We start from the raw sequence: 13,074 nt of genomic DNA, 5'->3' as shown, positions 1-13,074 counted from the left end.
TATAAAAAACCAATGTCAATCAAATCGCAGATAAAGTTCTTTTCAGTTCAATTATCCGTTGCAAGAGTTCCAAAGCTTTTTTATGCTCATGCATCCGTTCGGCTTCCTGGGAATCATGCATGAGTTTTTCTATCTCAAGCTTTAATCGATGTTTTTTCAGTTGTTTTAAAGAATCTTGAATTTCAGCTTCTTTAAACCCCGGATCGCGTTCAATCAACGCCGCTTCCATGACAATTCTCCGGAGTTCGGGATCATCCAGCATTTCCAAGAAACGTTGATAATCCGAAGTGCCATATTCTTCGTAAAAGCCGATTAAACGGACAAAAGCCGCAATGTATTCATCGTGTACAAAAGGTTGTGGTTCTTCACTGCGCAATATGTTGTTTACCACTTCCATATCAAATAGCATATGTGACAAAAGCAATCTTTCTGCACGTTCCGTCGCATTTAAATTTTTGGGTTGAATTGGGCCATTTATTATTGTATTTTTCTGTTCCGCTCGTTTATAATTTTTAGCGAAGTCAGCATCTAATTTTCTGAATTGTGCGTAAATGGCTTCTTCTGAAACCTTTGTTTCTTTCGCCAATTCTTTTATATATAAATCACGTTCAACAGGTGATGTTCTGCCGACAAGCTGTTCGAGTACTTCCTGAATATATTGCAATACATCATTTTCAAATTGGAAATTTTTATTGCGACGTGCGTACATCATCATGAAAGACATATAGGCATGTGGTCTTTCAATCATCTGAACGAAGGATTCCGGACCGAATTTCCGGATATACTCATCCGGGTCCAATTTGTCAGGCAGTACGACAACTTCGACCTCCATCTGCTCATTGTACAGCAACTCCGAAGCACGTTTGGCAGCTTCCCATCCGGCATGATCACCGTCATAACAGATAACAACGTTTCGAACTAAGCGTTTCAGCCTTGTGATATGCTCTTTCGTCAAGGAAGTGCCCATGGTGGCCACGGCATTGTCAATACCTGCCTTGTTTGCAGCGAGTACATCCATAAATCCTTCCATCAATATTGCTTGGCGCTTTTTTCGAATCGAAGCTCTGGCCTTGTCCAAATTGAACAGAACTTCGCTTTTTCGGAAAATTGGAGATTCGGGACTATTTAAATATTTTGCTTCTGATTCTTTCGGCTCAAGTATACGGCCTGAAAAACCGATCACCTTTCCAAATTCGTTGCGAATCGGAAACATGATGCGGTCCCGAAACCGGTCAAAATAAGTATGGTCGTTTTCCCGTTGGATAATGAGTCCGCACTCGACCATTTCATCCGGTGAAAAACCTTTGCGCTGCAAAAGCACCGCCACCGAATCCCAATTTGGCAATGCATATCCTATACCATTGGATTCGATATCTTCCCTCGTAAATCCTCTTTTGAATAAATAATTTAACGCTTTTTCACCATCTTCTGTGTTCAACAATAAATGATGGTAGTATTCAGCAACAAATTGATGGGCATTCAGCATGTTTTCTTCTTTTTTTGAATAACGGTGAATGCGGTTGTCCATACTTTGGTTCTGGATATCTATATGTATGCCGATGCGTTCTCCCAGTTTCGATACCGCTTCGGGAAAGGATACATTTTCGATATCCATGACAAAGGTAATGACATTTCCACCTGCGCCACAACCAAAGCAATGGAATATTTGTTTGTCTTCGGAGACAGAAAAAGAGGGTGTGTTTTCGTTATGGAATGGACATAGCCCAAACCAATTCCGGCCTCTTTTGGTCAACTGGATATATTCGCTGATGACATCGACTATATCCGACTCTGTCCGAATTTTTTCAATCAATTCTTCAGGGATTTTATTAACCAATTCCCATCACCAACTTTGTTGCTAAATAACAAGATTCGATAAAAAATTAAAAATCCCTTTAAAAAACGACACAAAAAGTTAATTTTTTTAAAATAATTGTTAGAAATATTTTTACCCCAATTTTATCATTATAAAACATTCTTCAAAAAAATTCTATACCATAATTAAAAAAACGCAAAAAAACCTCCCTGGAAATTGGAGGTATCACTTATTTTTTAACCGTTCCAATCTTTCAATGATGTCATTGGCCGTTTCTTCCACCGCCTTATTGGTAACATCAATGACTTCACAGCCCAATTTTTCGACCACTTTATAAAAATAGGCGATTTCCTTTTCAATCCGGTCTTTTCTTGCATACATTGCATCATCGCTTAATCCCAATGCGATCAATCTCTGCTTCCGGATGACATTCAGTTTTTCGGGGGAAATCACCAGACCGAAACATTTTCTTGGATCCACTTGGAACAATTCTTCCGGCGGTTCGACTTCAGGGACGATTGGCACGTTGGCCACTTTATACCGTTTATGGGCCAAATATTGGGACAACGGGGTTTTGGATGTTCTCGAAATACCGATTAATACGACATCGCTCAATAAGATTCCCCTTGGATCACGTCCATCATCATATTTTACGGCAAATTCGATGGCTTCAACTTTTTGGAAATAGTCCTCATCCAATTTATGAACAAGGCCGGGTTCTTCCCGCGGCGATTCCTGGAGCCTTTTACCAAACAATTCGATGATAGGTCCCAATAAATCGATGCAATCAATATTCAATTGACGGCACAATTCAAGCATCAATTGGCGTTTTTGCTTTTCCACAAGCGTAAAAGCGATGATTGCATTTTGCATCACCGCGATTTCGACAATGTTTCTGATATGATCGTCGCTTGATATGTGCGGAAATCTTCGGATGATTACGCCGTCAAAATTCGGCCGAAATTGGGTGGCAGCCGCTTTTACCACTTGTTCGCCCGTTTCTCCAACAGAATCAGATACGACAAAAATTTTTAAGTTTTTCAAATTCGCACCTCTTACAAATCATTCGTTTCTGCCAAGGAAATAAAAGCTTTTGTGATATTCGTCTTTGTCAACCGGCCGACAATTTCCAGCCCGTCTTCCCTTTCTTCCACAACCGGCAACGAATCCACTTGCCGATCGATCAGTTTTTTCGCCGCATGCACAAGGGAATCATTTTTGTGGCAATAAACAATATTCGGCATTCTGGTCATAATAATATGAACAGGGATTTTTGTAATCGCCTGTGTCCCGATGCTTGTACGAAGCAAATCTTTTCTTGAAAGAACCCCTTGCAAGCGGGATTTTTCATCCACCACAAATAATGTGCCGACATCTTCCAGGAACATTTGGCAAATGGCATCATAAGCGGTCATATTCTCGGAAACGACAACCGGCATTGATTGAAAGTCTTTCACTTTCAGATTCATCATGGACTCTGTAACAGAGGCCAGCGTTTTCTTTCCTGAATATATATAGCCGACTCTGGGTCTGGCATCTAAAAACCCTGCCATCGTTAAAATCGCCAAATCCGGCCGCAGGGTTGCGCGGGTTAAATTCAATTGTTCAGCTATTTTTTCCCCGGTGATTGGACCTTTTTCTTTCACGATTTGGAGAATTTTATCTTGACGTTGATTGAGTTCTATTGGACTCACCGCCTCAATTAGTGTTATACTTTTACTCAAATATTATATACTATTTTTTTAATAATTGCTAAGAAAAGTCCTACATGATAAAATAATGTCACAACTGAATGGTCAAAATACTATATTAATATATCGAAGGCGATGACAGGACTATAAGTATCTTTTCAACCAACAGCGAGTAGGGATGGTGAAAGCCTACACGAAAAGAGAAACGGCATCCTGGAGCCATGTTCCAAAAAAGAGGGTTGTATTTCTTCTTCAAGAATACAATCAATCGGGGTGGAACCGCGGGTGTAACGTTGGAATCAAGCACTCGTCCCCGGGCGTATTGCCCGGAGGCGAGTGCTTTTCTATTTATTATCAATGAAAAAAATATAAACAATTAGGAGGAACAAAAATGGCTGTTCAATCAATGGAAACTATTGTAAGTTTAGCAAAACATCGCGGATTTGTATTTCCGGGTTCCGAAATATACGGAGGTCTTGCCAATACGTGGGATTACGGTCCGCTTGGTGTGGAACTGAAAAACAATATTAAAAAAGCATGGTGGCAGAAATTCGTACAAGAATCACCTTATAACGTGGGGCTTGATGCCGCAATCCTCATGAACCCACGCACTTGGGAAGCTTCCGGCCACGTGGGCAATTTCAATGACCCGATGATCGACTGTAAGCAATGTAAAGCGAGACACAGAGCGGATAAATTAATCGAAGCGGCCGCTCTCGAAAAAGGCGATGAAATTGTGGTGGACGGTTTATCTTTCGACAAAATGGAAGAAATTATGAAGCAATATGATGTGCATTGCCCGGATTGCGGTGCGCAAGATTTTACAGAAATCCGCCAATTCAACTTGATGTTTAAAACGTTCCAAGGGGTAACGGAAAGTTCCGCCAACGAAATTTATTTGCGCCCTGAAACAGCACAAGGGATTTTCGTCAACTTCAAAAACGTACAACGTTCCATGCGCAAAAAAATTCCTTTCGGTATCGCGCAAATCGGTAAATCATTCCGTAACGAAATCACACCGGGGAACTTCACATTCCGTACCCGTGAATTCGAACAAATGGAATTGGAGTTCTTCTGTAAACCAGGCGAAGATTTGGAATGGCAAAATTATTGGAAAGAATTCTGCAAAAACTGGCTCTTGAGTTTGGGAATGACCGAAGCAAATATCCGCCTTCGCGACCATTCAAAAGAAGAATTGTCCCACTATTCAGCAGCCACAACGGATATTGAATACAAATTCCCATTCGGCTGGGGCGAACTTTGGGGTATTGCCGACCGTACCGATTACGACTTAAAACAGCATATGCAATATTCCGGCGAAGATTTCACATATGTGGACCCTGTTACAAATGAGCGTTATGTACCATACTGCATCGAACCATCCGTAGGGGCAGACCGCGTCACATTGGCGTTCCTATGCGACGCTTATGATGAAGAGGAACTGGAAGATGGCGACAAACGAACAGTCCTCCGATTCCATCCGGTCATTGCGCCATTTAAAGCGGCTGTTCTTCCACTATCCAAAAAATTGTCAGAAGAAGCAACTGAAGTTTGGAACGAATTGCGCAAGTACTTCCCAGTGGATTATGATGAATCCCAATCCATCGGTAAACGCTATCGCCGTCAGGATGAAATCGGTACACCATTCTGCATCACTTACGACTTTGATTCAAAAGAAGACGGCCAAGTGACGGTTCGCCACCGCGATACAATGGAACAAGTGCGCATCCCGATTGCGGAAGTGAAAGCTTATATTGAAAAATACTTGCAATTTTAATGAATAAATAGGGTTGATAAACTTTAGAGCAAATGGAGAGGCGATGCCTTTTCCATTTGCTCTTTTTGTTATTGAAAAGTGAATGGCTGGGCCAATCCCGACTCTTTGCCAGCTTCTATGGAGACTTCCCCCTTGCTTGCAACGTGTGCAATGAATGCAGCTCCCTTTTGTTGAATTTACCAAACTATCAGAATTATTTGAATTTATAGTGTTTATTTTTTCCTTCTTTTGTATAATGAGAAAAAGCGCTGTTTGCATTAGGGGGAGTCAACATGCTGTTTCATCAATTAATACCTTCAAAAAAAGTGGAAATATCCGAAACGGGGGACTGTTTCGGCCAATTGCGGGAGATGGTGGCAACAGTTTTCAAAAGGGAAGTTCCGTCGATCAATAGTATGAGCCATTTACTATATCACGCGAATATAAAAATTCAACAATATGCCCAGGCAGCCGAATATCATCGGAAGCGGATCGACTTGTCCACAGCGGTCGGCCTTTTCCATCAAGAAGCCTATGAAATTGCATTAAAAAAAGGCCATCAGCTTCAACGGCTGATGGACAGTTATATTCTGCTCCATATCGAGGAGGAACGGGAAAACGTCAACCACCGCCTGAGGCTGGTGGATGATAAAATTGAAAAACTATTTATGGAATATCAAAATAAAGATAACTTATTGCCAGAGCTGGAAGAAAAATTTTGGCAAGCTTTCAAAGAAGATTTAATCCCGATTTTGGCTGAGCTGAAATAAATCAAAAAGGCGTCATGATTCGACGCCTTTTTCGTGTTCATCGTTTTTTTGGAGCGACAGCAACGATTCCGATTTCTCCAGCTGATCAATAAACGAACGGGATTTCAAGCGCATCCCCGTCTGTTCTTCATAAATGGTGGTCACAATCATTTTAATAAACCGCTTCGTTTCACGCTTCAACTCCAACTTTCCGATTTTTTCAATCGGCACATTTGCGAACATGCGTATCAATTTGACCTGGGTCGGATTGAGTCGAATGATGTATTGATCCACATGGAAGCAACGATGGCAAAGAAAACCGCCCTGGGAAAAGGAAAAGGCAAACTCCCCTTCGACGGCGCCGCACGATGCGCATTGATGCAAAACCGGCCTTACGCCTGCGTAGGGAAGCAGCTTCCAGTCAACAAATAATGCAATCGCCTCCGGATCGTATTCCTCATCAATGGCATATAATGCTTGCTTCAAAACTTCAAAAGCAAAAGGTTGCGGGCTCCCCTCTTCCATCAACCGGTCCACCAATTCCACGATGTAACTGGCATAAGCAGCCCTTACAATATCCGTCTGAATGTGGCGCATTGAATTGATCAGTTCCCCTTGCTGCAAAGTGCCCAAGCCGGAAGTTCTTTGAACAATAAAAATGCCGTGCATAAAAGTTTGGGAAATGGCGGCCAACCGGCTTCTCGGTTTCTTTGCTCCCCTTGCCATCACTCCGATTTTCCCCGCCTCTTTTGTCATCAAGGTGACGATTTTATTCGATTCTCCATAATCTCTCGTTTTTAATACAATGCCTTCCAATTTATGTAACATTCTTTGCACATCCCTTTTGGTCAGAGGCTGATCGAAAGCCGAAACAAAAAAATAGAAAACGGTAACAAAGAGCGTGTCTTTTATCCAACAAGACCCGCCCTTTGTCCCTTGCGATTAATATTCATCTTCCCGATATCCGAAGTCTCTCAAATACGTGATTTTATTGCGCCAGTCTTTCTGAACTTTGACCCATAATTCCAAATACACTTTTGACCCGAGGAGCATTTCGATATCTCTTCTCGCCAAAGTGCCGATTTCTTTCAATAATTTCCCGCCTTTACCGATAATGATGCCCTTCTGCGAATCCCGTTCCACCATAATCGTGGCCATGACATGGATCAGGTTTTCATTTTTTTCATCCCGGCGGATTTGATCGATGACCACCGCCACGGAATGGGGCACTTCTTCCCGCGTCAAATGCAACACTTTTTCACGGATCAGCTCGGAAATGATGAACCGTTCCGGATGATCGGTAATTTGGTCGCTTGGATAATATTGCGGCCCCTCCGGCAAATATTTTTCAATCGTTTCGAGCAACCGTTCCACATTATTCCCTTCCAATGCGGAAATTGGGATAACTTCTGCAAAATCCATTTGCTGGCGGTAGTCGTCGATGATTTTCAATAATTCATCCGGATGCACTTTGTCGATTTTGTTCACGACCAAAAACACCGGTGTATCCGTATCGCGCAACATTTCCATGATAAATTCGTCGCCTTTTCCGATCTTTTCTTCCGCATTGACCATAAACAAAATCAAATCCACTTCGCGCAATGTATTTTTTGATACTTTTACCATGAATTCGCCCAGTTTATGTTTTGGTTTATGGATCCCCGGCGTGTCGATAAAAATCATTTGGCTGTGTTCCCTTGTCAACACGCCTTGGATTTTATTGCGCGTTGTTTGAGGTTTATCTGACATGATGGCGATTTTTTGGCCAATCACATGATTTAAAAAAGTGGACTTTCCAACATTCGGTCTGCCAATGATGGAAATGAAACCTGATTTGAATGCTTTATTTTCCTGCATTTTTCATATCCTCCGATGTAAAAGAACTTGGTAATAATTGTTCCACCGTCGTTTGTTTGATATCCCCATTGATATTTGCCAAATAGACGGGCATTTCCGGCGGACAAAATTCCGCGATCACCTGTCTGCAAGCCCCGCATGGCGCAACGGGATTTTTCGTATCCGCCACCACCAGCAGGGCTTGAAATTCCGTTTCCCCTTCAGAAACCGCTTTGAACAAAGCCGTTCTTTCAGCACAATTGGTCAAGCCAAAACTGGCATTTTCAATATTGCAGCCGTGAAAAACTTTACCGCTTTTTGTCAGCAACGCCGCTCCCACAGAAAATTTGGAATAAGGGGCATACGCCTTTTCACGGGCGACTTTCGCTTCTTCTAACAGCTTGTTTGCATCCATATGTATCGGAACGCCACCTCTCTTACGTTAAAACCATTTTGGAAGAAAAATAATCATGCCAATGCAAATGCTGGCAATGGCAAAAACGAGCACGGCTCCTGCCGCCACGTCTTTGGCTGCCTTTGCCAACGGATGATATTCCGGCGAAACTAAATCCACTACATTTTCAATGGCTGTATTCACCATTTCCATCCCGATGACAAGGGCAATGGTAATGATTAATACAAGCCATTCCGTAGCGCTTAATTTTGAGAGCAACCCGGCAATGATCGCGATCAATGCACAGGTCAAATGAATGCGCATGTTCCGTTCTTTCGTTGCCAAATAGATGCCTTCAAAGGCAAACCGGAAAGAACGGAAAAAATTACGCATGCAAATCACGGCCTAAACCGAATGATGAAAGAATCTCCTCTTGTCTTGAAAACATCACTTTTTCATCTTCTTCCGTCATATGATCATAACCTAATAAATGCAAAAAGCCATGTACAGCCAGAAAACCAAGCTCTCGTTCAAAAGAGTGGCCGTATTCTTCCGCTTGTTCTCTCGTACGTTCAACCGAAATGATGATGTCCCCAAGCACCCGGGGCATATCGCCGATGATTTCGATTTCCCCATCCCCCATTTCTTCAAGGGCAAAGGAAATGACATCCGTCGGGCGGTCGATATGCCGATATTCCCGGTTGATTTCGTGAATTTTTTCATTCGTTACGAAAGTGACGGAAACTTCCGCCTCTCCGACATTTTCCAGTTTCGCCGCATGCTGCAGCAGATTTTCAACAAGTTCAATATGTTCATCGCTCAATTCGTTTGTCTCATCCAGAAAATCGATTGTTAACGTCATAGTTCCTCCTAATGTTATCCAATATAAAATATTTTGTGTTTAACAATTATAGCTTATTAGAAATAATTTGTTCATTTGCCCTTTTGAACGGAAGGCGTCGGCTCTGACGGGTACAGCCAGCCCGTAACCCGAGTCCCATGAAACGGTGAAGGGGGTTCCATGTAGCTCGAGACGGGCCGATGAAAACATCCTCCCGCAGCAGACATCAACTGCCAAACCTCTATTTTTTTCCGTCTTTCGGATATTCGATTCGGGAATGGAACGTGCCATTCAACGTTTCACAAAGCACTTTTTCAATCACTTTTAATTCCCTGATGGAGATATCGCATTCATCAAATTGATCTTCTTCCAACCGTTCTTTAATGATCGATTGCACCAGATTCCGCAATTTTTCCGCATTCGGTTCTTTCATCGAACGAGCGGCCGCTTCCACGCTATCGGCAATGCTGATGACCGCGATTTCCTTCGTCTGCGGTTTCGGCCCCGGATAGCGGAAAATGGATGGATCTTTTAATTCCCCTTGTTCCTTTGCCTTATGCAAGAAATATTTTAACGAACTTGTCCCATGATGTTGAAGGGCAATATCGATAAATTCTTGCGGCATTTTATGTTTTTGCAGAATTTCCGCCCCATCGGTTGTATGGGCGATAATAATTTCCGCGCTTCTTTCCGGTGGCAACGAATCATGGGGATTGATTCCGGACATTTGGTTCTCCACAAAGAATGCCGGCCGTCTCGTTTTCCCGATATCATGATAATAGCTTCCGACACGCGCAAGCAAACCGTCCGCACCAATCGCTTCGCACGCGGCCTCCGCCATATTGGCCACCATGATGCTGTGATGATAAGTCCCCGGCGTTTCCGTCAAGATTTTTTTCAATAGCGGATGGTTGGGATTCGATAATTCGATCAATTTCATTGTCGACAAAATTCCAAAGGCTGATTCAAAAAATGGCAACAGCCCCATTGTCAAAGCGCCGGACAACATGCCCGAAACAATGGCGGAAATCCCGTAAAACAACAATTCCGACGGTTCATAATAGGATTGGGACATCAATAAATAGATGGCAATGAAAATCAGGTTTACAATGACAACCACACCGCAACCCTTTAGAATATCGGAACGGTTTTCAATGGATTTCATGAAATAAATGCAAGAGAAACCTCCGAGCAAAATATACAGCGCAATTTCCATTTGCATTACGGCAGAGTATCCTTCCTGGAAAATCACCCCTGCCGATGCCGCAACCAGCATTGTCACCAGACTTGCCACTTGATTGGAAGCAAGGAAACTGATCAGCATCGTTGCCAGTGCGGATGGAAAAATGAAGCCGATCTGCACTTCAAAGTTGTCCAATAAATTGATGAGCTCCATCAATGCGATCGAAATGAGATAGATGATCAGCGTAACGACCAACTGTTTCCGCTTTTTTTGCACATCCATGTTGAGTTTATCAAATAAATAAAACAGGAAAGTCATTTGCAATAATACTAAAATGGCCAGCCCCAACACCGGTTTGATGGAAGCTTTATTGTTCGTCATTCCCAACAGTTCCAGCTGACGGTATTTCTCCCGGTCAATGAGTTCCCCTTCTTGAACGATGATCTGGCCTTGCAATATACGGACAGGCTCTACGGAATTCCGGGCCTGCTGTTTCAGCTCTTCCGTTTTTTCTTCATCCAGCGTTTCCGTTTCGACGACAGCCGTTTTACCAAGAGCGACGGAAGGGGAAACCAATGCTTCGCTGATTTCTTCATCCCCACGGATTTTTGTTTCCAGCTCGTTGCGGACAGCCGTCACATTCTCCTTGCGTATCGGGTTGGATAAAACATTGGTCACCAACCGGATTAAAGCATTATGGGTTTGAATCAAATCTTTTTCATTCGCCGTCAATAACGTCCATAAATCATTGTCCGTCAATTGCAGGGAAGTTTGGCTTTCGGTGATTTCTTTTAATTTGTCCTTCAATTTTTGAATCTTTTCTTCTTTTGATAAAGTTGCACTGCTGTTTGAAATCTCTTTTCTTACATCCAACGTAATATCAAAAATCGTATCCAGCAGGGCAACCCGATGATCGGCAATCTCTTCATCAAAAACGTAAACAGGTTCGACGGCTTCTTCCGCTTCCAGCCGCTCCTGCTCCGTTTTTTCCGTATCTTCCACGGTTTTTACGGCCCGGATCGTTTCTGGCGCCAATTGAAAAGCTTGTACATCATATGTATCTCCAAGTACATTGCCCAGCATCATAAAAAATTGTATTACCCCGGTAATGGACAAAACCACCACCAATAATACCCTAAAGCCGAACATATCCAATAATCGCTTCAAGTGCTTATCCATTTCGCACCCCCAAATTCTGTATATACATAGTTTAACAGTTTCTCGGGAGTTTTTCATTGATATCATCAATTCTTAAAAATAAAAATGTGTACGGTGGATCGTACACATTTCAGACTGTCGACAAACCCCAACTCAAATGCTTCATTTGAGTTGGGGTTTGTCTTTTTTTGCTCATCATTTTCTAAGATTCTTATCTTATTTAGGCTGGACATGGTCTTTTCCATGTCCAGTTTGCCATTTTCTTTAAGTTCATGGCAGCAAAAGTAAGCATCGCCTGCATGGACAATTTTTCCAGTCCTCGTAGAGTTGTCCATCGCATGCCATGCTTCTCTTTTCCATCGGCAAAGACCCGTTCAATCGTTTCTTTGCGCTTATCATATATATTTCTATTGATTTCTGTATGTCTTAAGTGGTCGACTTCTTCCACATAGTGCTCCCAAATGTGGCGATGAATAAATTTAGTGTGATCTTTACTTTGGGTACACTTTTCTAAGAACGGGCACGTTTTACATATTTCCGGATTAGAAGCGTACTGTCGATAACCTTCTCTTGTCGTGGTTCGGTATTCAAGAATTTGGTTGTTTGGGCAGATATAACAATCATAATGTTCATCGTATACATACTCATACTTTTTAAAGAAACCGTCTTTTGTTCTTGGTCTTGTATATGGCATAACGGGACGAATCTCTTTGTCCAACAGACTTTTCGCATTCGCTGGGGTTTTGTATCCGGCATCTACGGCTACTGCAGTTGGTTTGCCTACTTTTTCGATGACTTGTTCGAGTAATTGACCAAACACCTGACTATCATGAATATTCGCTCCCGTTACCTTGGTAGCTAAGACAAAGCCTTTTGCATCACAGGCGGTATGAAAAGAATAGGCAAACATCTTTTCCCGTTCATCTTTTACGTAATAGCCACTATCAGGATCGGTTGTACTGACCTTTATTTCCTTGGTTTCTTCATTCTCTTTCGGGGGAAAGGGCTTTTTTCCATGGTTTTCACGGTCTTGGTTAATCTCTAACTCTAATTGCGCTTGATAGCTTTTTGTTTCTGCCCGGACAATTTTCTTATCGAACTTCTTTTTATTGGCGCTCGCTTTGACATGTGTTGAATCAATAAAGGCAACAGATGCATCCACTAATCCTTTATTCATCGCTTCTTTTAAAATACGATAAAAAATCTGTTCAAATAAATCAGTACCTTGAAAACGACGAACATAATTCTTGCCGAACGTTGAAAAATGAGGAATTTTCTCTGTGAAACCATATCCTAAGAACCATCGATACGCCACGTTGGTTTCAATTTCTTTGATCGTTTGACGCATGGATCGAATACCAAATAAATACTGCACAAAGACCATTTTAATGAGCACAACAGGATCAATACTAGGCCTTCCGTTATCTAGGCAATAGGTATCTTTGACAAGATCGTAAATAAAATCAAAGTCTATGGCTTGTTCAATCTTCCTTACCAAATGATCTTCTGGAACCAATTGATCAAGAGCCACCATTTCCAATTGATTTCGATTATTGTCAGTACGCTTCGATAACATCCTAAATTTCCCCCGTTAACCAAGAATTCTATCCCTATTATACAAAAAAAGCCTGTAGATTTGGCCCCTAGTTA

At 42.1% G+C, this 13,074-nt stretch carries 12 protein-coding genes; 2 read left to right on the top strand and 10 right to left on the bottom strand.

Annotation, left to right across the window (positions count from 1 at the left end; translation table 11 throughout):
• Window positions 1–19: 19 nt before the first annotated feature.
• The 3 genes from dnaG to NSS77_RS13510 all read right to left on the bottom strand — a co-directional run bounded on the left by dnaG (window position 20) and on the right by NSS77_RS13510 (window position 3,510).
• Complete coding sequence (gene dnaG / locus NSS77_RS13520) at window positions 20–1,837, bottom strand: DNA primase (RefSeq protein ID WP_342469214.1); 1,818 nt, start codon at window positions 1,835–1,837, stop codon at window positions 20–22.
• Between the two features lie 204 nt (window positions 1,838–2,041).
• A complete protein-coding gene (locus NSS77_RS13515; RefSeq protein ID WP_342469213.1) occupies window positions 2,042–2,860 on the bottom strand; it encodes a pyruvate, water dikinase regulatory protein in 819 nt (272 codons plus the stop codon).
• A gap of 11 nt (window positions 2,861–2,871) precedes the next feature.
• Window positions 2,872–3,510, bottom strand: a complete 639-nt coding sequence (locus tag NSS77_RS13510; RefSeq protein ID WP_342471287.1) for a helix-turn-helix transcriptional regulator — start codon at window positions 3,508–3,510, stop codon at window positions 2,872–2,874.
• A 388-nt stretch (window positions 3,511–3,898) separates the two neighbouring features.
• On the opposite strand from NSS77_RS13510, the gene NSS77_RS13505 reads away from it, so the two are divergent.
• On the top strand, window positions 3,899–5,284 hold the full coding sequence (locus NSS77_RS13505) for a glycine--tRNA ligase (protein WP_342469212.1): 1,386 nt from the start codon (window positions 3,899–3,901) through the stop codon (window positions 5,282–5,284).
• 272 nt (window positions 5,285–5,556) lie between these two features.
• Complete coding sequence (locus NSS77_RS13500; protein ID WP_342469211.1) at window positions 5,557–6,033, top strand: hypothetical protein; 477 nt, start codon at window positions 5,557–5,559, stop codon at window positions 6,031–6,033.
• Between the two features lie 12 nt (window positions 6,034–6,045).
• On the opposite strand, the gene recO is transcribed toward NSS77_RS13500, so the two are convergent.
• The 7 genes from recO to NSS77_RS13465 form a co-directional block, all read right to left on the bottom strand.
• Complete coding sequence (recO, locus tag NSS77_RS13495; protein ID WP_342469210.1) at window positions 6,046–6,840, bottom strand: DNA repair protein RecO; 795 nt, start codon at window positions 6,838–6,840, stop codon at window positions 6,046–6,048.
• A 114-nt stretch (window positions 6,841–6,954) separates the two neighbouring features.
• Window positions 6,955–7,869, bottom strand: coding sequence for a GTPase Era (era, locus tag NSS77_RS13490; protein ID WP_342469209.1), 915 nt, complete (start codon window positions 7,867–7,869; stop codon window positions 6,955–6,957).
• Window positions 7,856–8,263, bottom strand: a complete 408-nt coding sequence (locus NSS77_RS13485; protein ID WP_342469208.1) for a cytidine deaminase — start codon at window positions 8,261–8,263, stop codon at window positions 7,856–7,858. The genes era and NSS77_RS13485 overlap by 14 nt, the downstream gene beginning before the upstream one ends.
• Before the next feature lie 27 nt (window positions 8,264–8,290).
• Window positions 8,291–8,641 (bottom strand): diacylglycerol kinase family protein, encoded by a 351-nt coding sequence (locus NSS77_RS13480; RefSeq protein WP_342471286.1) that lies wholly within the window; start codon window positions 8,639–8,641, stop codon window positions 8,291–8,293.
• Window positions 8,628–9,104 (bottom strand): rRNA maturation RNase YbeY, encoded by a 477-nt coding sequence (ybeY, locus tag NSS77_RS13475; RefSeq protein ID WP_342469206.1) that lies wholly within the window; start codon window positions 9,102–9,104, stop codon window positions 8,628–8,630. The genes NSS77_RS13480 and ybeY overlap by 14 nt, the downstream gene beginning before the upstream one ends.
• 220 nt (window positions 9,105–9,324) lie before the next feature.
• The gene (locus NSS77_RS13470; protein ID WP_342469205.1) at window positions 9,325–11,445 is read right to left on the bottom strand and encodes an HD family phosphohydrolase; all 2,121 of its coding nucleotides are present in this window, start codon (window positions 11,443–11,445) and stop codon (window positions 9,325–9,327) included.
• Window positions 11,446–11,644: 199 nt separating this feature from the next.
• A complete protein-coding gene (locus tag NSS77_RS13465) occupies window positions 11,645–13,000 on the bottom strand; it encodes an IS1182 family transposase (protein WP_342469204.1) in 1,356 nt (451 codons plus the stop codon).
• Window positions 13,001–13,074 lie beyond the last annotated feature (74 nt).

The sequence above is a fragment of the Ureibacillus sp. FSL K6-3587 genome (assembly GCF_038593165.1).
Classification (GTDB): Bacteria; Bacillota; Bacilli; order Bacillales_A; family Planococcaceae; genus Ureibacillus; species Ureibacillus suwonensis.
The sequence above is the reverse complement of the archived record's forward strand: the minus strand, read 5'-3'. Positions and strand labels throughout refer to the sequence as shown.